Below are 21,491 nucleotides of genomic sequence, written 5' to 3'. Positions count from 1 at the left end.
TGCTCTCACCATTTGGAAGGATTGTCAGGATGCAATTGATCTAACGCCCATTTCATCGGATTGTCCTGAATGTATTGGTGAATTCGTTGTAAATCTGCGTCGTCTCGGATGATATGATCGTGATAATTTCTTTGCCAAATGCGCGTCCCGGGTGTATTGCGGTGTTGGTTGATATACTTGGTGGATTGGTATTTGAAGTAGGCTACGATTTTGCCTAACGAAGGTGAACCTCTATAAGCGGGCGAGGGGACCTCGCCCCTACGGTGAGAAGTGTTTTCTATTGGGTGGGGGGACCCCGCCCCTACGGGGTTGCATGTGATAATGCCGTGTATGTGGTTGGGCATGATAACAGACTCCCCTAACCCAATGGAAGGAAAATGTTGGGGAATACGGTTCCAACATTCAACGACGATTTTGCTTATTGCGTTCAATTGCATTTGTTCGTCCACAATCGCCCCAAATAAACATTTCCGGTGTTGGGCACAGACGGTCACGAAAGATGCACCGGGTTGGCTGTAATCATAATCCCGTAAGCGCGTGGGTTTGCGACGTGGAAGATTGGGTCTCATAAGGGAAATATCTCCTGTGGGCCCAGGGGCCCCGTCCCTACGGTTGTGTAGATTGTTGTTCTCCTACGGGCGAGGGAACCTCGCCCCTACGATGTATTGGGGTTAGGGATCAAAAAATTGCATCTGGTTTCCGCTCACGTCTGGAATTTGATAGTTTTTGTCAATAGGTTTCCTTGTTTGCTCAACAGGGACTGTGAAATTTCCCGGGATGCGTTCATGCAAATACACCCCCCAATTCTTATCAGGATCGTGTAGAACATTGCCCCTGTACTTTATCGGTTCGGTAATGATGCAAAAAGCACGCGTGCCGCATTGCCGACGGGGTATTTCCGCCGTGAAGTGCGTAGGCAATGCCTGGACCTGTCCATAAAGTTGTGGGTCAGGGAATGGGATTATCGTATTTTGATAAGTCGTTTCCGACCTACTCTCTAATTCAATTTCATCTATGGATTTGACAGTTGCTAAATCGGAGGAGCGTCCCAAGAGCAACGGATACCGAGGGCGTTCAAACGCTTCCTTTAACCATATCTCTGGGGTATAGAGATAGAGCTGAGGTTCAACGAGAAATTCACGTTTTTTTATGTTAGGGTTCATACGCATTGAGTACAATACTTTTGAAGAACCTAAACCAGATTTTTGCTTGTTTATCTTAGAGTTCGGACTCAAAGTATCCTCAAACTCGTAGATAGTTTCTAAATCAACAGCTTTTCCGTTACTTTTAAAAACAAATCCGATTGCAGTGTCGTGCGGTGTAACCCAATCACCTTTTGCGGCGGTAAAGAGCCCATAGAGAGTCGAGAGTGGTGGCAAAGGGAGTGTCGGTTGGAATCCGCTAATAAATAACGGATTCCGGAAAGAGGCGATCCAGCCGGTAATATGAACGCGAATTACCTTCATGGTGTGTCTCCAACGTGAGTTTCTAACTTTTGTGACAGTTGAGTAATTACCGTATTTGGTGTATCGTAAACGATCTCACCCGGCAGATTGTTGTCACCTGCTAACTCAGTGAGTTTGCCGTCTATGTCATCCATGAACCCGCTCCGTCTACCGATGTAAATTGCATCGCAAAATCTGTCTTTGTAATCTCCTATGATCTCTCGCAAGGCAGACAGACTTAATTTACCAAGCCCTTCTTCTTCAACTATTAAATTCATGAAGGGATGGTTGCCGCCCTTAAGCACAGAAAGAATAATGAGTTTGGGAGTAACGTCAGTGAGATGTGATGTCAACTTTGCCCCTCCGCTGAGAAAAGGAAGTGCCTTAAGTGTCTGTTGACAACGTCGGACGCGGATATCTTTCGGAAGGACCCACGGTGAATCTTCATTTTCTCTTGTTCCACGTGCGGCTTCAATAGTTGGAACATAGTCGTCACGGATATTTTTATACCCTGTCTTGTTAACAGCGGAAAACGATCCGACCGCACTAAGGTTTAGAGAAAAGATACCTTGTAGAATACAAGAGTAAAATTGGTGTTCATAAGGCACTGGGTCCCCTTCCTGACGTGCCATCACACCAAAATCGTTCGTTGGGATTTGTGGTGAAATGGAAATAAGCGGTGAGCATTTGAGAGGGGACAAACGGGTTACCGTAAGATCTTCCTTTTGTTTTCCTTTCCCTTCACTTCGCGCACGCATATAACCAAAAACATCGTCATCGTCATATTTTACCGGATCTACTTTGGTATATGCGATTTTATCCTCTCGATCTATAGGTGAGTTATGCCAGTCGTCAAATTCATGTTCAAGAGTCGTGCGCCACCAATTTCGCCATGCTTGACCGGACACATAGGGATAAGTCTGTCCTCTGCGCCCTTTTTTAAGGGTTTTAACAACAACTATGTTATCGTTAGGACGATCCTTCGGTTTATCAGCGTTATTCAACGCTGAATAAGGGGCATCAATAAGCATTAGTCCAATAAGATGCTTAGACATGATTAATTATCCTCCTGTTCAGTTAACCAACTGTGAAGTTGTTCATAAATCCGAAAAAGCAGCAAGTCACGGGTTTCACGCCAAAACCTGACATTATCATTTATAGAATGTCTCAACTGTTCTTTTTCTTCTTCATCCAACTCACTATCATCTAACTCATCACTCCAAGATTGAGCATTATCAGCAGAAATAAAAATATGTTCAACACAATCATCAAACGAGAACAGCGGCTCTGGTTCCTTTTGAACAATCCTATCTCTAATGATACGTAATAAAACGCTGCGGCAGTCAAAATAAGTTGTTGCATTTTCTAAATCTTGGAGTCGATTTAATCCACGCTTTTCAGATTTACGGATACTCTCTGCAATTAAATCGCCAACCTGCTTAATTTTCTCAATCCGTGTTGGTTTCATGTTTCTCACCTTCTGTAAATAAAGGGAAAATAATTCCCAATTTCCGCGATGTTTTTGAGTACGCCGGCTTAGAAAGAAGCCACGAATGGATCGATCTTCTAATAGGTACTCATATACAAGGTTTCTTGACTTCTTGTAATCTTTTTTAGATTTCCCCCTCCCGTAACCGATTTGGACGATCTCGTACCAGGCATCCTTATAGGGATTCTGCTCGGCGGCAGATAAAAATTGAAAGACAGAAGACGGGATGTAAAAGATTTCAATATCTGGAAACTGATTGTTGTTTGTAAAGGAGTAAACTTCCATAGATACATCTTTATCTGTGATTTCATCATAAAGCTGCATTTCCTCACATTCAATAATCATTTCCCGCACCATGTAAAACAAACCATTGCGAGAATTTTCATAATCAGGCTTAAAACATTCTCCTGATTGTTGTTGAGAATATTGTTGTTTAATACCTTGGATACACCGTATTGTCCAAATTCGCATAAGTTCCCAAGATTTGGAATGAAGCATAAGGAATCTTCCACCATTTTTCCCAGTCGCAACCAAAGAAAAGGGTAAAAACTGAATCGAGAAACTACAAGCGGGGCAATAACCTGCTCCTTCGGAGAAAACAGGGAAAAAGTTACTATTCTTTCCACCTGTTAGTGGAACGCCTGTTTTATCAAGCAAAGGTGTTGATCCTACGTCACGTCTACCACATCCCATACAATCGCCAATCTGATCAAGTTCCTTGACATTATGAATATAGTCAAGAAGCATTCCTCTGAAATGAGCTAGCCGTTCATCTTTTTTTTTCGAAGGATTAGTTAGTGAATGATTAAGTGTAAAAATTGAACCCCATTTTTCCCACTTCGCTGCCATAGGAATAAATTCCTCAACCATCACCTCAAGGTCTGTAGTTGTAATTTCCTCTGGCTGAGGTCGCCTTTCCAACCATTCACAAATTCCACAAACCCCCGCATCAACAAACGGATTTCCCATCAATTTTTCGTAAATTGGCATAGCATTTACCTCCCTTCAGAAAGTGTTAGAAATATATTATACAATTTTTACTAATGAGATTCAAATTAAAATTTGTTTGGACATCTACCATGCCGAAGCCTGCACTATTTTTGTCGCCGAAGCCACATTCGTAGCCGATCTGGATTAAGGGAATACTCCCAGAAACATCAAAAGGACACATCACGCCGCGAATCTTGATGCCTTTGTAGTCTACGAGACGGGTGACACGTCCTTGTCGTCTGTCAATATAGCCTTTGTCAAAAGTGAAGGTCAAGGTATCGTCATGCGGGGCGCGACCGTGGATCGCTTCGTGTTTGCGGATGAGGTTCTGACGGATGCGTTCTGAGAAGGCGGGATCCTCACAAGAGTCAAACCGAGTTATGGGCGGACAGTTTGCTGTTGTTTGAGGGTTTCAATTTCTCCTCTAAGTTCTTGATTGATTTTCTCCTGTTCGTGATCTCTTGTGCTGCGCCAGCCTATCATGACAGTCAAAGCTACCAGCGGAATGCCTATCAGAGCTATCATGGCGACGAACAACGCTATGAGCCAGGTGATTAGGGTCTTGATATTCTCTATCTGTGTGTTGGTATTTTCTTTAATGCGTGTCTCCGACTCTTTAATTTTTGTGTCAATTTTCTCGAGATCTTCAACCGTCAATGCCGCAGGGCTAACCGAAGACCCCGCGAGAATACAGAGGAATATCAAAAGAAGCAGCATAGATTTCATAAGAGGCTCTCCTTTTGGAGATAGATAAGTAAGGTTCGTATATTATAACCCAAGTTGCCACTTGTAGCACAAACTTTCCAGGTTGTGTCTGTGGATGCGCAAACTAAAAGTTTACGCTACGAGACCCTCGCGGCTTATCAACGCTTTTCACTGAAAAATGGGGTTCCTACATCCGAACTCAGGATGTTTATAGAGAACGGTTCTCTCAGGACTCCCAGCCCTGTCAGGGCGATATGTTTATAGAAAGTCGTATCATCGTGTATTTTAGCCCTGTCAGGGCGATATGTTTATACGCTCAGCAGTTTCACATTCAAAAACATAGTTCCTATCATCAGCAATCCTAAAAAGATAAAGACGTTCAACATATGCCTCACCAAACCTCTTGGTTCAATGCGGGGTTCTGGATTTTTAATCCACTGTGCAAGAGCATACAAGTGCCCATGAGAATATGAAAAAGCCGAAAAAACCTTCTAACTTTGATAAATATATCGATGCTACACACATATCGCCCTTACAGGGCTGAATAGGGTGCCGTCCCTTTTTCTATAAACATAGCGTTCCTACGGAACTCAAGAGGTTCGAGGGTGAGACGCAATGTCCCCCATAGGCATCACGTGTTAAACCTAAGGCAACGCTAAATTGACACCTATGGTGCGGTTAGATGAAGATTAATTTATTAATTCGGTAATTTCCTAACGGGTCCGGTGCGGTTAGGAAACCGCACCTACAGGGCCGGGGAAAATATTGGATTACCGATTTATTTTCTGAAACTTCATGAAACCGCACCTACCGGTTCTGTGGATCAAAACGCGTAAAAAATGGAAAACTAAATGCCCCTACCCTGTAGGGGTGCTATGTAAATGAAAAGTAGAAATTTGGGTTATTATAGCAAACATATCAACGAATATCAAGGAAAATGCGTGAAAACCGATATTCAGGTTAGACTTCTGCCATGCCGAAGCCTGCACTGTTTTTGTCGCCGAAGCCACATTCGTAGCCGATCTGGATTAAGGGAATACTCCCAGAAACATCAAAAGGACACATCACGCCGCGAATCTTGATGCCTTTGTAGTCTACGAGACGGGTGACACGTCCTTGTCGTCTGTCAATATAGCCTTTGTCAAAAGTGAAGGTCAAGGTATCGTCATGCGGGGCGCGACCGTGGATCGCTTCGTGTTTGCGGATGAGGTTCTGACGGATGAGTTCGGAGAAGGCGGGATCCTCGGGTAAGCAATAATGCATGACCTGTTTACCATCACGCTCGCGTTTTGTAGACATCGTGATTGGGGAGAGACATCGGAAATACATCTCGGGTTGAAAGCGCGGAATACGCGGCACGGTGACATCCTTGATTCGCAACTGATGTTGACCTATGGACAATCTGCCCTCGGTGAGCAAAGTATCGGCGAAATGGGATAGGAAGCGTTCGACGGGGGAGGTGATATACCACGTCAACGTTGATCCGAAGTGGATCGTCGCACCGGTGATGCGTCTGCGTTCCGCCATAAGCTGCGAGAAGGTGAAGAGCTTGAAACGTTTTTCTGCGGCAGCGTAACCCTCCTTGTGAAGAAAGGCGGCGTATTCAGGGTCGGATTCTGCGAGGAACCGGTAGATGACACCCGCGAGCGGATAGTTATAGTTGATAGGAAGCGTAATTCCGTTACCAACATCGGCGAGGATTTTGATGCGCATATTATATTCCCATCCGAAGGGCGACGGCGGCGAGGAGGATCAACAACGATACGACTCCCATCAGGCTCGATATGATTGACAGCTGGGAACGGAGGGGTTTTATCTCCGGGGGGAGTTCCGTAAGGTCAGGATCTAAGGTCTCGATGGCTGCTGCGAGTCGCGGTGCGAAAATCATACTGTGTAATGCCGTGAGGATGACCAGCACGAAGAATAGCACGATTTTGATGAGAAGCGTCCGCATAAAGGCGTTGGAAATCGCAGTGGTAGAGGTGAGATCCACTGCAAAGAAGATGTTGACGATGCCGGTGAAAAATAACACACCGATACATCCCCATACGATGGGCTCAAAGCGTTTCCCGATTTGCGTCAAAAGCTGGATACGCTGGACAGGGGGCAGGTTTTGTCTGAAATGCGGAACGATCACCATCGCTAAAATCAGGTTGCCGCCGACCCAGACGACAGCAGCGATAACGTGTAGCCAAAGAACGAAAAGCGAGAATATTTCCATGTTTTAAATTTTCCTTGCGGTTAAGCTGAGTGCGTTTGGATTGTCAAGCGCGTTGTTCATATCCGCCTGTGTGTTTTTGCGAATCAACGGTATGAAGCCCGTGTGGGCTTCCCCGGGGTATTTCTGCGTATTGTTGCAGACTACTGTTTTGGGTTTAATGAACACCTCATGTGTCCTGTGTATTCTGAAGGTTCTCAATGTCGTTAATAACCCTCTCAGCGCGAGCGATCAACGTATTTCGTTCACCCGTGGACAGTGGCACAGGCGCGAATCGGTGGTAATCACACTTCGTGAGAAGGTCGATAAGTGCGTCAAGGATAGGTTTCGGAATTCCGGCGTTCGCGCAGACTTCTCGTGCTGTGTCGATATTCCGCTGTGACACGCCAAATGTATCCTCAAGATATTGATGAAGCACTTGTGCGAGTGCGTTGGCAAATGTTGTCGCATTTTCTGTGGTATCGCTATTTATGAGCCTCCCAAGTGCCTGGCGTGCCTGTGAAACGGGTGTTATCGGTTCTGTCTCGGTATCCTGTGTGTTTCGATTTCTGGATCCACTGACTTCGGATGTATCCGTTCCTGTTTCGGTGTTCGGCTTCCTTCCTGTAGGGATCGCAAACCCAGTGCGATACCAGAGATACCCCCCTATACCCAACGCCGCTATCAGAATTGCCAAAACAATTAACCAGAGTAACCACGGTGAACTATCGGTCTCATATTCAGCAGGGTCGTTTGGGTGCGGGCGCACAGAAACAGGGATAGGAGTGGTCTGCGTGGTTGTATAAACCGCACGGATCGGATCGAAACAGGTGTATGCGATCGCGGGGATGCGGAATATTCCCTTTCTAACAGGGGTGAGTGTGTATACGTAAGCCCGGCTTGTTGATGTTATCACTTCAAACCGAGTGGCTCGGCTCACCATGACCCCAGCAATCCTTGGCAGCGTGGGGGGTATAACTGTCTGGATATTGCCGTGTCCGGAGATACGGACAGTGAGTGTTAGTTCGTGTCCGGCTTCAATCCAACCCCGTTCAATTTCAGCAGAAATTTGATATTCACCGATAGCGCCGTTGAAGTGAGACGGTCTGCCTGTTTCGGGAATCGGTTGCACCGTCAAGGTCAACGGTTTGGTTTTCAAGGTTCTACGTCCTTGCGGGAGGGGTAGCAACAGTTCCGCAGGTGCAAGCACGATCTGTCCGATTTTCTGTTGTGGATATAACGTGCGGGTATGCTCTTCGACCCAAAACGTCTTCCCGCGAATTTCTCGTGTATATAACGGTCGTTTTTGGGGGGTCTCGACGAAGAAACCACGGAATGTCGGGAGTCGTGGGGTTGGTGACTCGCGAGTCGGGAGCACCGTCGTATAAAGGTATCGGAATGTGTAAGTCAAAGGAGCGTTGAGATACGGTTCGTGCGTATCAACCTCCGCTTCAACTTGGTGAATCGCGTTGGTTGAAACATCTACGTATGTATCAGTGCCGCTCACGCGAATCGACCCCGGATTTGCGAAATACGGGGTGCCTTGATAGGCGAGACGGATGTCGGATAGCGTAAAGTCGCCGATCTTTTGTGGGATCAATTCATAAGCCCACGCCATAGAAACCGCAATTTGGTTGGCTTCTAAGCGGGGTGTCGTTTCGGAGTGCAGGGGCACTGCAAGGAACGCCGGTAGGAAATTGAACTGCGGGGCTTCAATATGCTTGATGAATGCCTCTCCTGAAAGTGTGAGGTCCAACCGCGCTTTCTCTCCAAATTGGATGTGACGCGGACTCACCACGGCAGCAACATTGATCTCCTGGCTTTGTGCCGCTGTTGCGAGAAAGATGAAAACGATGCTGACGAACTGAAGGTTACCAATCCTTTTCACGCCGATATCCACTTTTGCGTTGTTGTTGTAATTTTTGCCGTAGCCTGTTTTCATTCTCACTGAAACGTTCTAAGAGCCGAAGGGCTTCGGCTTTACCAACGTCGTTTGGCTCGGTTTTCGGTGCAGTGCTGCTCTTCGCCTGCTGTTGTGCGAGGTCTTGTTGCTGTTTTAAGAGTTGACGTGCCAATGCGAGGTTATGGTGTGCATCCGTATCTTGGGGGTCAAAGCGGAGTGCCTGCTGGTAAGCGTCAATTGCACTCGTAAGATCACCGACTTTAAATTGGGCGTTGCCTAAGTTATACAAGATACTGGATCGATTGAGAGTGTCTTCAGTCTGTTCAGCGTGTCTTGATAGCGATGCCTGAAATGTCCGTGCCGCCTCTCGAAATTTACCCTGTCTGTAGAGGGCAGTCCCTAAGTTATAGTGTGCAACGGGATTGTCAGGTTTTTCAAGGGTTGCCCGTTGAAAAGCCGCGTGTGCCTCGTTGTAGTTTCCACGCACATAAGCCGCGTTCCCGGCTTTCATAGCGCGGGTCCAACCCCCGATCCATCCGCTGAGAACGATAACGAAAGCAGCTATAAACGAGCAACAGCGCATTTTGTTTATCATAGTCTTATTATAGCAGATGCTTTTATGGTTTGCAAACAAATGTAATGGGGTATCGGTATTGTCTTTCTCAGTTCCGCTCAACCCAATCTACGGAAACTATACGAAAGGAAGTTGCGTCTATAAGGATCAGGGTTTAGGAGACAATAAAAAAGGCGCGCTTAGAAAGCGCGCCTACAAAAATAGCGATAGATCTTATTGGCGTTTGATATCCGCCCAAGTTGTCGTCAACTTCCCAGTGGGTTCAACGGAAACCACGATATCTGCGATCTCATCGAAGAAACTCGACTGGTCGGTTGAATCTTTGGGGTAAACGGTAACGGCATCGTTCGTTGCATCGTCTAAGTGCAGGTTGAAATATGCGGAACCGCCGGATTCACCACACCGGTAAAGGAGGACGTTCGCGCCTTTTTGCAAGTCGATTTCGACGTCGTGCAGAATCGTTTGCGCGGCACCTGTCCATCTGGTATTGTTGTACCATTTTTCGCCGTTGATCCAGATTTGCGCGTGGTCATCGTGTGCTGGAGACATCACGGCTGTCATATCGCTCGGAGAATCGATAACGATCAGAGCGTATGTATCGATATTATCAACGGGTCCGCCTCTGTTCATATTGTTGCCATCTGCGGGATCGATTTCGAAGACTGTCCATCCACGGTCACCGCCGTGGTCGTCGCCCCATTCCATATCAATGTCCTGCGTCATCAACAGACCGTCCAGCGTTGAAAGTGATGCCTGATTCAGTTTGCCGCCGCTTCCTTCTTCGATGAAGTCCATCGGGCCAGAAACTTGGAAGGTCCCGTTGTTTTCGTAGTTGCCATCAGGGCCATACCACAATGTAATCCACGGCGAATCACTGCGATCTTCTCTCAGATCGTCGCCGTTCGGATCTGGATCTTCTAAGAGCATGTCTTCAGCCAAGGGACCCCCTGTGAGGAGATCAGCTGCGAATACATGGTGTGAACCACTGATAATGAGCGTAAATACGATCGCGATTGCGAGTGCAAAAGTATCAAATCTTTTCATTCTGTATCCTTTTTTGGAGATTAAAAACTAAAGTAAATAGGACGCGTTGTGAGCATCCTAAGATTCTTTAACAGTTTAACAAATTATAAACGCTGAAATTGCGTTCGAGATTACAATTTACTAATTATTATAACACCTGAACATAAATTTGTCAAGCGAGTTGTAGAACAATATTGTAACGCTTCAGTTTTCTAATGTGCGATTCCGCATTAACTAAGGTTTTAATACACGCGCTTCCTCAAATTTGTTGACCAAGTAAGCAACACCGTCCCCCTCGGATATACCTAAAACAATCCTGGCTTTTCCATCGGGCGCGAAAAGTGAGAGGACCCCGCCGCCTTCATTCACCATGAGAGAGGCACCGGTTTTCTCCTTTGCACCTTGCGTCGTCACAACGCCATTCCCCTCCGCAACCAAAAGCGAGGCGGCACCGACTCCCTTTGGACCGTAAGTTACCAAACGTCCGCCATTTCTGTCCCAAGAGATATGAACGCGCGGCTCCATATCATCGCTCATGAGCCTTATATCCTTACGCACGATGAGCTCCCCGACGGTCAGTTTATCAATCGTTTCATATCCAAACTGTGCGTCTGTGGTGTTGTTCATGTTCCCTAACATAAAACCGGCGAGGGTCAGCAGTCCCCCGAGAAACATATATTTCAGTTTTTCACGCACTCTCAATTTCATTGGATTCTCCTTGTCAAAAGACTCGTAGAATACCCGCAGAAAGCATTTCTTTGGCATCCTTGGTAAGTTATGTTAGGTATGGGATCGGCTGTCAGCAGTCAGTAACCCCCTCAATCCCCCTTATCAGGGGGACAGGGCATTAAGAGTCGGGATTCGGAGATCCCCTACACGGTTTGTCAGGGGTCGGTGCAGAAAAAAGTGAGCAAGAAAAAGCCCTCGTCTGAAAAGAGTAGACAAGGGCTTATCTTTGCTACTAATTCCGCTTAATATCTGCCCAGGTGCTTGTCAATTTTCCAGCAGGATCGACTGCAAGAGCACGAGAGGCTTCGTTGAAGAAACTTTTCTGGTCTTTCGCCTTTTCTGGATAGATTTTGCAGAGCCTGTGCGTGTCTGAGTCAAAGTGCAAATTGAGGTATGCGGCACCGCCGGATTCGCCACATCGGTAAAGCACAACATTCCCGCCTTTTACCAAGTCGACTTCGATGTTGTAGTGCACGATCTGCGCGCCCCCTGTCCAGGTGCGATCGTTGTACCATTTTTCACCATTGACCCAAATCTGTGCCCAATCGTCGTGTGCCGGAGAAAAGATGGATTTCATATCTTTGGGTGCCTCAATCACACACATCACATACGTATCGATGTTATCGGCGGGACCGTCTCTATTCATATTGTCTTGATTTGCGACCTCAAGTTCAAAGACATCCCACTCTCGGGTGCCGCCGTGCTTCTTAGCCCATTCCATTTTAATGCTCTGGGTCTTTTTCAAGCCTTCGATCGTCGAAAGTGAGATTTCCGTCAGTTTTCCATTGGTGCCTTCGTCGATCAGGTCTCTCGTCCCGGAAACTTGGAAACTTCCATTGTTTTCATAGTTTCCATCGGGCCCGTACCACAGACTGATCCAATCTTTGACATCGGCGTGGTTCTCGCCCAATTGTGCGGCGGCGGCTTCCGCGCGCCAATCTTTCTCTGGTATAGGACCGCCTTTAATGTTGACTTTGTGCTTCTGTGCCAATGCGAGATGCGAGGTGCTCGCAACCAGCGCAAAGATAATTGCTATCGCAAGCATAAGTTGATACACTCTTTTCATTTTTCTCTCCTCCATGGTGGATATGTCTATGCGGGCGAGGCGACCTCGCCCCTACGATGTTACCCAGATTCACTGATGGATTGTATAACGTGAAACAATCCAACATTATAATTCGGCAGTATAACAGATGTAATAAAATTTGTCAAAAAAAATGATAAAAAAATGGCGGATTGTCGCGCAGGGTAGCACCACAATCCGCCTATGTAAGCATAAAGTTAGAAAACACAAATATAGAAACTGTGAGGTGTTCTATTTGCGTTTAAGGTCTGCCCACGTTGTTGCCAATTTGCCGGCTGGGTCAACAGCGAGAACGCTCTGAACTTCATTGAAGAAACTCTTCTGGTCCTTGGCTTTCTGTGGGTAGATATCGACCGCCTTATGCGTTTTATCGTCGAAATGCAGGTTCATATACGCATGTCCACCGGATTCACCACACCGATAAACGACGACATTCGCGCCTTTCACCAAGTCGACTTCAATATTAAAGTCCACCTGCAGCGCTGCACCCGTCCAACGGGAATTGTTGTACCATTTTTCGCCGTTAATCCAGATCTGTGCGTGGTCATCATGCGCTGGGGACATCACAGACGTCATGGCTTCGGGCGCGTCGATAACGCAGATCGCATACGTATCAATGTTATCGATGGGACCGTCGCGGTTCATGTGGTGGGCATCCGCTGGATCGAGTTCAAAGACTGTCCACCCGCGCGGACCGCCATTGCCTTTCTTCCAATTGACATCAACAGTTTGGGTCAATTCCAGACCCGCAACGGTCGAAAGTTTAAGCTGGTCCAACTTACCCCCTGTGCCTTCATCAATGAGGTCTTTGGGAGCGGAAGCACCAAAACCGCCGCTGTTTTCATAGTTTCCATCGGGACCATACCACAGGGTGATCCAGTTTTTGTTGTCCGAGTGGTCTTCATTCAGTTCCCCGGCTGGATCCTTTAACCAATCCCCCTCTTTGAGGGGACCATCTTTAATATTGACTTTCCCTTGCGCAACTGCAAGGTGGGAGATGCTCATCGTCAGCGCGAACATAATCACTATCGCGAGCGTGAACTGATAAAACTTTTTCATTGAAATGTGCCTCCTTATAGATAGACAATTCACACAACAGCGCAGGCACTGGTAGCCCGTCTGTTTCGCTAAAAAGTTAAGTGAATCTATAGTGGATCCTAAAAATATATGAACATCTTTGTAGCATAAACTGTTAGTTTGTGCGAGTGTGAATGTCCAAATAATTCTAAAATCTACCGTAAATATGCAATCTGGATTCACTCAGAAAGTTACACGTTATCAAGCATTATAAACTTTTTAGGAAAATTTGTCAAGTGTCAATTGTTAGTAGCAGAATTTAGGGATAGGCATCTAAAGCTGCCTGCCATTTGGTAAGTTGCGCGACGCGCTGCTGCGTATCCGCCGGTATTTCAAGAGGTCTACCACGAGTGTCAACGACCAATCCAACGACACCGCCCATCACTTCCGATTCAACGGCGTGTCCATTCCCTGCGCCGACATCAAATCGCCGTGAAGGTTGAAGTTTTACTGTCGCCTTTTCACCCAATGACAGCGGGTAGAGACGGAGTTCGCCGTAAGGGACATCCTCGGTGATGGGTGGGTTGCCTGCGATGCCAACTTCAATCGAAAGGCAGATTTCACCCACCTTGGCAATGCCGACTGGCGTGATCGCAGTGCCTAAATGGATGAGGCAATCCCGTTCAAAGACCTGCGTCGCGGCTTCAGGGTTGACCTGCGCCAAAACACCGAGTTGCGGCATCATGAAGATGCTATCAACAGCGAGATGCGTTATGCCTTCAGGTTGAAAGGCGTCTATCATCATGAGCATGGCTTGCTGACGCCGGGGTGCGTGCGATAAAACACCCCCACTTCCGACGATCATATCCAAGGAGAACATATCAACGAGGGTTTGACCGCTTTCGGCTTGATCGAAGGCTTCAGAGATCGTCCGTTGTTGCTGGACACCCCGCAATTCCACGGCGAGCTGTTTATGTTGTTCAAAAGCGAGTCGGAGTGCCTCACGCGCAATCGCTTGTTCGAGGATCAGTTCTTGCAAGGTTTGTGGGATTGTCGTCGGGCGAATCATCTTGTTCTTGATGCGGTTGCGGAGATCCCCGACTTCAATATCAAACGGGACCCAACGGAGGACGTTTTCTAAACCGGCTTCGGCAAGGACGTTAGAGACGCTGTAACTCATACCGAGATTCGCACTCACAGTGCGGTTAAAGATAGATGCGTCCTCTCTGTTTTTAAAGACGGAAAACACGTCCGTCGTCGCGCCACCGATGTCAACACCCACGACCGCAATATCTTGTTGTGCAGCGACGGTCTGAATGATCTCACCGACTGCCCCGGGGGTCGGCATAATCGGTGCGTCTGTCCAGTCGATGAGTTTCCTGTAACCGGGTGCATGTGCCATAACGTGTTCAAGGAATTGGTCCTGAATCTTGTGGCGTGTCGGCATGAGGTTTTCACGTTCTAAAACCGGACGGAGGTTGTCCACCATCTCCAGTGCCATTACGTCTTGCAGACGTTCTTTGATCAATTCGCGAGCGTCTTTGTTACCGGCATAGATGAGCGGGAGTTCGTAAGCGATACCCAACCGAGGTCTCGGACGGGCAGCTGCGATAATTTCAGCTAATTCGACGACGTGTGAGGTTGTCCCACCGTCGACACCCCCGGAAAGGAGTAGCATATCGGGACGTAGATGCCGGATGCGTTCAATTTTTTCGTGTGGAAGGCGCTTATCGTTCGAGGCAATAACATCCATAACGATGGCACCTGCCCCGAGTGCGGCACGCTCGGCACTTTCCGCGGTCAGATTGCGGACAACGCCTGCGACCATCATCTGGAGTCCGCCACCGGCGCTGCTCGTTGATATGTAGATGTCAACGCCTTCATCTCCGCGTTGTGGTTTGAGAATCACACCCTCGTTGAGGAGTTTACGTCCTGCGAGTTCCTCGACTTCGGTGATTGCATTAATAACGCCTGCCGTTACATCCTCGACAGGTGCTTCTACTGTGGTCGGTGCCTCACCCCGCACGATGAGTTGGTATTCCGCCCCTCTTTTTTCGATTAGAATTGCTTTCGTTGTTGTGCTACCACAATCCGTGGCAAGAATAGAGCGGATGTCCTCCGCGGGTTTGTTCATATACCTTGTTTCCTATCTTAACGCCAGTTTGATAAAAGTGACATGTCGGGTTTCGCTATGGTTTCTGACCCAAGGAGGCCCTTGAAAACCGCAGATTTGTCCGAATTTCGAGGGTTTTCGTCCGTCTTTACCGCTCTACCTAGGGGAAACACCCCAGCAAAAACACCTACAGATTTATTTTCAAACTCACGTTATCTTACTAAACTTTGGACAATTTTTTCAAGGATACACATTTCGCCCCGCTGGGGTTTGCCTGGTGGGGGGATGGCGTTTCTATAAACATTTCGCCCCGCTGGGGCTATCCTTTGGGGCCTCCGAGTTTATTTTTTCGGAGTTGGGTATGTGTGAGAAACCTCGAGAAAAATCAGACATACCTTGAAAACAAGGTATGAACCTGACTGAAATTGTCCAAACTATAGTTATCTTAGATTTTGGATTTAACCTGTCGCGAGCGGAGCTTGCTCCTATAGAGCTATAGATTAATAGCCTAATTGGCGCAGATACTCACGGTTCACTGTCATGCGCTCGAGATCCGAGCGTTCCTCAAGTTGTCCAGGGCATGCGGTAACCCAGCGGTCATAATTGAGTTCCTCCAGTGTCGACATGATACCGGGGAAATCCATGACAGTGCCAGCACCAACATCAACCCAATCTACATCGTAGGAGTTGCCATCTCCACCAGTATAGCCTGCATAATCCTGAAGGTGAACATAGACGAGAACATCGCTATACCGGCGAATGGACTCAACCGGATCGTAACCCCAGAGTGCGGAATGGGATACATCTATGCACAATTTGCACTTTCGGAGGAGACTCATATATTTTGCCCAATCGTCGATTGAGTCCACGGTCGTGTTGGTATGGATATGATAACAGACCTCCAAGCCGTATTGTGCGGCGTATTCTGCCCAATCTTCGGAGACATCGGCGAGTGCGGCGAGATCTGAATGATTCACTGGACGGTCTTGCGGTTTTCCCGCGCCCATGAACATGAAACAATCGGCTTCGACTTCTGCGGCAAAGTCAATGCGTCGTTTGTTGAGTTCCATCTGTTCTGTGTCTTTATCGATCGGGAGTCCGCGTGCTGTTACGGCGGCGATCGGTAAATCCGTATTGTTACACACCTGTCGAATGTGTTGCGGTGTGCCTACCCAGTCCAAGGATTGCCGCATCTCCCAACCGTCCCATCCTGCGTCCTTCAGTTGCGTTAGCAATTCCTCAAAATCTGGTGTTTGCCAGCGGAGTGTACTATATCCAAATTTGAAACCCATAGTGTTTCCCCCTCTCTGTTTGGGTTAGGGTGCTGTCCACCGACCTTCGGAAGACACAATGGGCAGCACCGTCTCACTTCACTTGAAATACGCCAGAAGCGCGATGATTCCGGAACCTACCGCTGCTAAAACAGCGATTTTGCCCCACAGCGCCGCATCCGATTCTTGTCTACCCTCAAGTTTACCCCGGATCCACCCTAAACCGATTTGGAGTTCGCCGAGAGAGGCGCGGATATCCGTGAACTGATCATCCGTTTTATTTTTCCATTCCTCGGTGCGCTCCATCCAGTTATCAGTGCGCTCCATCCAGTTATCAGTGCGCTCCATCCACGTTAAAACACGTTCTCGGAATTCAGCATCGTTCATAATAGTTCACCTTTTGTTTTGAAGATAGATTTCATATTTGCTGATGTTTCTTATTGTGCCTAAATACATTGTAGCACATTTGAAAATAAATTGCTTGCTATAAACATCCACTTTTGTTAAACTATCTCCGTAAAACTTAGGGATCTTGAAATACCCATTTTTAAGGAGAAAACATGGATAAAGTGAAACTCGGTTTCATCGGAACCGGCGGTATGGCTGGTGCGCACATGAGCAACCTTAAAGACAATTTTGAGGATGTTGAATTTAGCGCGATGTGCGACATCTCGGAAGACCGAGCAAAACAGCGTGCCGAAGAATTCGGCGGCAACGCTTACACCGATTATCGCGTCATGTATGACAAAGAGGAATTAGACGCCGTCTATATTTGTACACCCCCTTTTGCACACGGCGAACAGGAACGCATCGCTTGTGAAAAAGGCATCGCGATGTTTATTGAGAAACCGATCCATTCCGAATTAGAACCCGCGATTATCATCAATGAATACGTTGAACAGAGCGGTGTCGTCACGAGTGTCGGTTACCACTGGCGTTACGGCGGTAATGCACAGAACGCGAAAGCGATGCTTGAAGATCAACCGCAAATTCTCGGGGCACTCGGATATTGGATGGGTGGCATGCCTGGGACACCGTGGTGGCGTGTCCGTGCCGAATCCGGTGGACAACACGTCGAACAGACAACACACATCTTTGATCTTGCCCGCTTCCTCGTCGGTAGCGATGGGAAGACTGTCCACGGCGTTGCCGCGAGCGGTAGTATGGCGCATATTGAGAACTACGACATAGACGACATCAGCATGGTGAACATCGAATTCAAGAACGGTGCTGTTGCGAACATCGTCTCGGCGTGTGCAATGGAAGGTTTCGGACGCGTGCATCTTGAAGTCTTCACGCGTGGACTCGTTGTCACCGTCGGCGGGGCGAACGAAGTGAATCGCGGTGGCGAGACAGAAGCCCTCTCCAACGAAGGCGGACACGACCGGGATCGCGTCTTTATTGATGCCGTGAAGTCTGGGGACACCTCAAACATTCTATCACCTTACAGTGACGCCTTGGAGACGCTCCGCATTATGCTCGCGGCGAGTACTTCCTTCCGGACGGGTAAGGCGGTAGACCTGTAGAAAATTGTTACGGCACGTCGGAGCGTGCCTACTCCTATATTTTTTAAAGAAAGAGAGACCTATGCCAATTAATCAATCCATCTGTTTCGGCGGTTTCAGCCGCGGCAGAGATCCAATAGAAGTTATCAAGAAAGCCGCTGAAATCGGTTATAAATCCGTTGAAATGCTACCCGCAGAATACTGGTCGGTCGTTCAGGACCACGGGATGCGCGTTGCGATTATCGTCGGACACGCGTCACTTCCGTCTGGCTTAAACGATCCCAGCAATCATGACCGGATTGAAGATGAAATCCTTCAGAACATCGACATCGCCGCGGCAAACGACATTCCCGGACTCATCTGTTTCTCTGGAAATCGGGAAGGCAGATCGGAGGAAGAGGGACGTGATAACACGATAGCAGGTTTGTCCCGTGTTACGAAAGCCGCCGAGGAGAAGGGGATCAATCTCTGTGTCGAGCTGCTCAACAGTAAAGTCAACCATCCGGATTATCAATGCGATAAGACGGAGTGGGGGGTTGAGGTCTGCAAAGGTGTCGGCTCACCCCGTGCGCAGCTCCTCTATGACATCTACCACATGCAGATCATGGAAGGCGACCTGATCCGTAACATCACGGATTATAGCGACTATATCGGGCATTACCATACCGCGGGTAACCCTGGACGGCATGATCTTGATGACGAGCAGGAGATTTACTATCCTGCCGTAATGCGTGCCGTCGTCAACACCGGATATGAACTCTATGTGGGACATGAATTCGGTCCCAAAGGCGATGCGTTCGATGCGATGCAACACGCCTTTGATGTGTGTAACGTCTAAGCGTGTCACATACAGATTGTAGGGCAGGTCTAAGGGCTTGCCCTATTTTTTATCTTTTGTCTGAATCGCGGATTTGCACGGATTTATCGGATTACGCGGATTTTTAGGTTTTTGATTAACCTACTGTCCTATTTTTTACTACTTGTTAAAATGATACCTGAACAGCGAGCAAGACGCAACATAGACAATATGCTTGAAGCAGCCGGTTGGCACGTCCAAAATCACGCTGAACATGACACGGGTGCTGCGTTTGGTGTCGCTGTTCGCGAATATCCGTTGAGGGCAGACCAGAGGGCTGATTATCTCCTGTTTATCAATGGAGTCGCTGTTGGTGTGATAGAAGCCAAACCAGAAGGGACAACGCTCAGCGGAGCCCTCCAACAGGCTGAACGGTATCGAGCGAGTTTGCCAGATAACTTACGTCGTCTTCCCCAATTCCCGTTTTCCTACGCGTCAACAGGAGCTGAGACTTATTTTCGAGATACTCAGGATCCTGACTCTCGTTCGCGGCAGGTCTTTGCGTTTCACACCCCTAATTCTCTCTTGGGGCGAGGTAATGAATTAACGACGCTTCGGGAAAATCTCAGGACCAATTTATCTACGTTAGAGAGAGGAAACTTATGGGATTGCCAATTTGAGGCAATCACCAACCTTGAAGCCTCTTTGAAGGAAGCGCGCCCACGCGCCTTAATCCAGATGGCGACGGGTAGTGGGAAAACCTACGCTGCCGTAAGTGCTGTTTACCGACTCATCAAATTTGCTAAGGTCAAACGGGTCCTTTTTCTCGTAGACCGGCGGAACCTTGGTAGACAGGCTCTCCGCGAGTTTCAGGCTTACACGCCTCCCGATGACAATTCAAAATTCACCGACCTCTACAACGTTCAACACCTCGATAGCAACACAATTGATTCGGTAAGTCAGGTATGTATCACGACACTCCAACGTCTCTATTCTATGCTGAAAGGCGATCCTGACTATGAAACGGAAGCAGAAGAGATTTCCGATTTTGAAAATAGGGAAGGACAAACACCAGAAGTCATCTATAATCCAGCAATTCCTATTGATACCTTTGACGTTATTATTGTTGATGAGTGCCACCGTTCCATCTATGGCAGATGGCGACAGGTATTGGAATACTTTGACGCTTTCATTATCGGGCTGACTGCAACGCCGTATAGACAAACGCTCGGCTTTTTTGATCACAATCTCGTTTCTGAATATCGCCACGAACAAGCTGTAGAGGACAATGTAAATGTTGGTTATTACGTCTATCGGATTCAAACTGAAATTACACAGAGTGGTAGCACACTTGAGGCGGGTAATTATGTCGCAAGACGGGATAGGCAAAGTCGGCGGCTTAACTGGGATGCGTTAGACGCTGATGTTGAATATGCAGAAACACAATTGGATCGGGATGTCGTTGCCATAGACCAGATTCGCACAGTTATTCAGACGTTTAAGGAAAAACTTTCCACAGAACTTTTCCCGAGTCGGGGAATCGTTCCAAAAACGCTTATTTTTGCGAAAGATGACTCTCACGCCGAGGATATCGTCCATATTGTCCGGGATGTATTTGCCGAAACGGACGAATTCTGTCAAAAAATTACCTATCAAAGCGATAGACCCGAAGAGCTTATCGCACAATTTCGCAATGATTCGATGTTCCGAATTGCCGTCAGTGTTGATATGATTTCCACAGGCACTGATATTAAACCGCTTGAATGCCTGATTTTTATGCGGACCGTTCGATCCAGTGGCTATTTTGAGCAGATGAAGGGACGCGGTGTGCGGACTATCAATTCTAACGATCTGCAATCCGTCACCGGTGATGCGACTGCCAAGACACACTTTGTTATCGTTGATGCTGTCGGGGTCTGCGACTCCGTGAAAACCGATTCACAATCGCTCTCAGGCGATCCGCCCTCTGGTGAACCTTCTGAACCCACTGGGACGGATAGGGACCAGTTGATTGACGAAATTAGCGAAGATCGGGTTATTGATGCTGGATTTGACAATCTAAATTCCACACAGGTTACTGCGGTCATCCACGCCTTTAAACAGTTTATTGACCAAAACGTAGATGAATTGTCAGCGTTACAAATCCTGTGTAACCGTTCGGAGGCATACGGTTTGCTTGAGGTAGACTACTTAATTGTATTGGAAGCATCATTACGACAGTATTCAAACGGGCTCTCTTGCGAGGCCTTATGGTTCGCCTACCAACAGAGATCCCCAAACCGTGTTCGAGGCAACGTTGAACGACGTACGGATCTTATATCTCTCGTTCGATTTGCTATGGGTAATACTATTTTTCTTGAGCCTTTCCGTGTAACTGTCAACCGAAACTTTGAGGAATGGTTAGAGGGTGGATACTTTACTTCAGAACAACTCCATTGGCTTACATTGATACGCGATCATATTACCACTTCACTTGACATTCGGATGGATGATTTTGAGTTCACTCCCTTCGCAGAACTCGGAAATGGAGCAAAGGTTTATCAACTTTTCGGTGATGATTTAGGAGGCATACTAAAAGATCTTACAGAGAAATTGGTTTCCTAATTTTCCTTCTTTGTAGGAGCGAGTTCCGCTCGCGATAGAAAAATGA

At 47.5% G+C, this 21,491-nt stretch carries 20 protein-coding genes; 3 read left to right on the top strand and 17 right to left on the bottom strand.

The genetic code is table 11. From position 1 onward, the window contains the following. Positions 1–5: 5 nt before the first annotated feature. The 17 genes from F4X88_04265 to F4X88_04185 all read right to left on the bottom strand — a co-directional run bounded on the left by F4X88_04265 (position 6) and on the right by F4X88_04185 (position 16,927). Positions 6–569, bottom strand: a complete 564-nt coding sequence (locus F4X88_04265; GenBank protein MYA55491.1) for a transposase — start codon at positions 567–569, stop codon at positions 6–8. Between the two features lie 102 nt (positions 570–671). Further along, positions 672–1,466: a type I-B CRISPR-associated protein Cas5 gene (cas5b, locus tag F4X88_04260; GenBank protein MYA55490.1), complete on the bottom strand. Its 795-nt coding sequence runs from the start codon at positions 1,464–1,466 to the stop codon at positions 672–674. After that, the gene (cas7i, locus tag F4X88_04255) at positions 1,463–2,500 is read right to left on the bottom strand and encodes a type I-B CRISPR-associated protein Cas7/Cst2/DevR (protein MYA55489.1); all 1,038 of its coding nucleotides are present in this window, start codon (positions 2,498–2,500) and stop codon (positions 1,463–1,465) included. Before cas7i ends, cas5b begins: the two co-directional genes overlap by 4 nt. Positions 2,501–2,502: 2 nt before the next feature. Then, a complete protein-coding gene (gene cas8a1, locus F4X88_04250) occupies positions 2,503–3,924 on the bottom strand; it encodes a type I-B CRISPR-associated protein Cas8b1/Cst1 (GenBank protein ID MYA55488.1) in 1,422 nt (473 codons plus the stop codon). 25 nt (positions 3,925–3,949) lie between these two features. Then, entirely contained in the window at positions 3,950–4,306 is a 357-nt protein-coding gene (cas6, locus tag F4X88_04245) for a CRISPR-associated endoribonuclease Cas6 (protein ID MYA55487.1), read from the bottom strand. Beyond that, positions 4,303–4,650, bottom strand: coding sequence for a hypothetical protein (locus F4X88_04240; GenBank protein MYA55486.1), 348 nt, complete (start codon positions 4,648–4,650; stop codon positions 4,303–4,305). The genes cas6 (F4X88_04245) and F4X88_04240 overlap by 4 nt, the downstream gene beginning before the upstream one ends. Positions 4,651–5,589: 939 nt before the next feature. Next, complete coding sequence (gene cas6 / locus F4X88_04235; protein ID MYA55485.1) at positions 5,590–6,342, bottom strand: CRISPR-associated endoribonuclease Cas6; 753 nt, start codon at positions 6,340–6,342, stop codon at positions 5,590–5,592. 1 nt (position 6,343) lies between these two features. After that, positions 6,344–6,850 (bottom strand): hypothetical protein, encoded by a 507-nt coding sequence (locus F4X88_04230; protein MYA55484.1) that lies wholly within the window; start codon positions 6,848–6,850, stop codon positions 6,344–6,346. A gap of 166 nt (positions 6,851–7,016) precedes the next feature. Continuing rightward, positions 7,017–8,774: a protein BatD gene (locus F4X88_04225; protein MYA55483.1), complete on the bottom strand. Its 1,758-nt coding sequence runs from the start codon at positions 8,772–8,774 to the stop codon at positions 7,017–7,019. Beyond that, complete coding sequence (locus F4X88_04220; GenBank protein ID MYA55482.1) at positions 8,698–9,324, bottom strand: tetratricopeptide repeat protein; 627 nt, start codon at positions 9,322–9,324, stop codon at positions 8,698–8,700. Before F4X88_04220 ends, F4X88_04225 begins: the two co-directional genes overlap by 77 nt. A gap of 192 nt (positions 9,325–9,516) precedes the next feature. Continuing rightward, on the bottom strand, positions 9,517–10,347 hold the full coding sequence (locus F4X88_04215; GenBank protein ID MYA55481.1) for a hypothetical protein: 831 nt from the start codon (positions 10,345–10,347) through the stop codon (positions 9,517–9,519). A 213-nt stretch (positions 10,348–10,560) separates the two neighbouring features. After that, complete coding sequence (locus F4X88_04210; GenBank protein ID MYA55480.1) at positions 10,561–11,034, bottom strand: hypothetical protein; 474 nt, start codon at positions 11,032–11,034, stop codon at positions 10,561–10,563. 253 nt (positions 11,035–11,287) lie between these two features. Further along, a complete protein-coding gene (locus F4X88_04205; GenBank protein MYA55479.1) occupies positions 11,288–12,121 on the bottom strand; it encodes a hypothetical protein in 834 nt (277 codons plus the stop codon). 249 nt (positions 12,122–12,370) lie between these two features. After that, positions 12,371–13,198 carry a hypothetical protein gene (locus F4X88_04200; protein ID MYA55478.1) on the bottom strand — a complete coding sequence of 276 codons (828 nt, stop codon included), beginning with the start codon at positions 13,196–13,198 and terminating at the stop codon, positions 12,371–12,373. A 277-nt stretch (positions 13,199–13,475) separates the two neighbouring features. Then, complete coding sequence (locus F4X88_04195; GenBank protein MYA55477.1) at positions 13,476–15,290, bottom strand: methylaspartate mutase; 1,815 nt, start codon at positions 15,288–15,290, stop codon at positions 13,476–13,478. A 479-nt stretch (positions 15,291–15,769) separates the two neighbouring features. Then, entirely contained in the window at positions 15,770–16,561 is a 792-nt protein-coding gene (locus F4X88_04190; protein ID MYA55476.1) for a sugar phosphate isomerase/epimerase, read from the bottom strand. 78 nt (positions 16,562–16,639) lie between these two features. Next, positions 16,640–16,927 carry a hypothetical protein gene (locus F4X88_04185; protein ID MYA55475.1) on the bottom strand — a complete coding sequence of 96 codons (288 nt, stop codon included), beginning with the start codon at positions 16,925–16,927 and terminating at the stop codon, positions 16,640–16,642. 173 nt (positions 16,928–17,100) lie between these two features. Between F4X88_04185 and F4X88_04180 the strand changes: the two genes are divergently transcribed. From F4X88_04180 to F4X88_04170, 3 genes are all read left to right on the top strand, one after another. Then, complete coding sequence (locus F4X88_04180; GenBank protein ID MYA55474.1) at positions 17,101–18,066, top strand: Gfo/Idh/MocA family oxidoreductase; 966 nt, start codon at positions 17,101–17,103, stop codon at positions 18,064–18,066. A gap of 61 nt (positions 18,067–18,127) precedes the next feature. Next, a complete protein-coding gene (locus F4X88_04175) occupies positions 18,128–18,883 on the top strand; it encodes a TIM barrel protein (protein ID MYA55473.1) in 756 nt (251 codons plus the stop codon). Between the two features lie 150 nt (positions 18,884–19,033). Continuing rightward, positions 19,034–21,445 carry a DEAD/DEAH box helicase gene (locus tag F4X88_04170; protein MYA55472.1) on the top strand — a complete coding sequence of 804 codons (2,412 nt, stop codon included), beginning with the start codon at positions 19,034–19,036 and terminating at the stop codon, positions 21,443–21,445. The last annotated feature ends 46 nt before the right edge of the window (positions 21,446–21,491 follow it).

The sequence above is a fragment of the Candidatus Poribacteria bacterium genome (genome assembly GCA_009839745.1).
Lineage (GTDB): Bacteria > Poribacteria > WGA-4E > WGA-4E > WGA-3G > WGA-3G.
Note: the sequence above shows the minus strand (reverse complement) of the source record. Positions and strands in the feature narration are given on the sequence as shown.

Coding starts and splice junctions, on each gene's coding strand:
- F4X88_04205 (MYA55479.1), bottom strand. CDS start 12,121: ATGAAAAGAGTGTATCAACTTATGCTTGCGATAGCAATTATCTTTGCG.
- F4X88_04230 (MYA55484.1), bottom strand. CDS start 6,850: ATGGAAATATTCTCGCTTTTCGTTCTTTGGCTACACGTTATCGCTGCT.
- cas7i (MYA55489.1), bottom strand. CDS start 2,500: ATGTCTAAGCATCTTATTGGACTAATGCTTATTGATGCCCCTTATTCA.
- cas6 (MYA55485.1), bottom strand. CDS start 6,342: ATGCGCATCAAAATCCTCGCCGATGTTGGTAACGGAATTACGCTTCCT.
- F4X88_04185 (MYA55475.1), bottom strand. CDS start 16,927: ATGAACGATGCTGAATTCCGAGAACGTGTTTTAACGTGGATGGAGCGC.
- F4X88_04195 (MYA55477.1), bottom strand. CDS start 15,290: ATGAACAAACCCGCGGAGGACATCCGCTCTATTCTTGCCACGGATTGT.
- F4X88_04220 (MYA55482.1), bottom strand. CDS start 9,324: ATGATAAACAAAATGCGCTGTTGCTCGTTTATAGCTGCTTTCGTTATC.
- F4X88_04200 (MYA55478.1), bottom strand. CDS start 13,198: ATGAAAAAGTTTTATCAGTTCACGCTCGCGATAGTGATTATGTTCGCG.
- F4X88_04265 (MYA55491.1), bottom strand. CDS start 569: ATGAGACCCAATCTTCCACGTCGCAAACCCACGCGCTTACGGGATTAT.
- F4X88_04240 (MYA55486.1), bottom strand. CDS start 4,650: ATGAAATCTATGCTGCTTCTTTTGATATTCCTCTGTATTCTCGCGGGG.
- F4X88_04180 (MYA55474.1), top strand. CDS start 17,101: ATGGATAAAGTGAAACTCGGTTTCATCGGAACCGGCGGTATGGCTGGT.
- F4X88_04210 (MYA55480.1), bottom strand. CDS start 11,034: ATGAAATTGAGAGTGCGTGAAAAACTGAAATATATGTTTCTCGGGGGA.
- F4X88_04215 (MYA55481.1), bottom strand. CDS start 10,347: ATGAAAAGATTTGATACTTTTGCACTCGCAATCGCGATCGTATTTACG.
- F4X88_04175 (MYA55473.1), top strand. CDS start 18,128: ATGCCAATTAATCAATCCATCTGTTTCGGCGGTTTCAGCCGCGGCAGA.
- cas5b (MYA55490.1), bottom strand. CDS start 1,466: ATGAAGGTAATTCGCGTTCATATTACCGGCTGGATCGCCTCTTTCCGG.
- cas8a1 (MYA55488.1), bottom strand. CDS start 3,924: ATGCCAATTTACGAAAAATTGATGGGAAATCCGTTTGTTGATGCGGGG.
- F4X88_04190 (MYA55476.1), bottom strand. CDS start 16,561: ATGGGTTTCAAATTTGGATATAGTACACTCCGCTGGCAAACACCAGAT.
- F4X88_04170 (MYA55472.1), top strand. CDS start 19,034: ATGATACCTGAACAGCGAGCAAGACGCAACATAGACAATATGCTTGAA.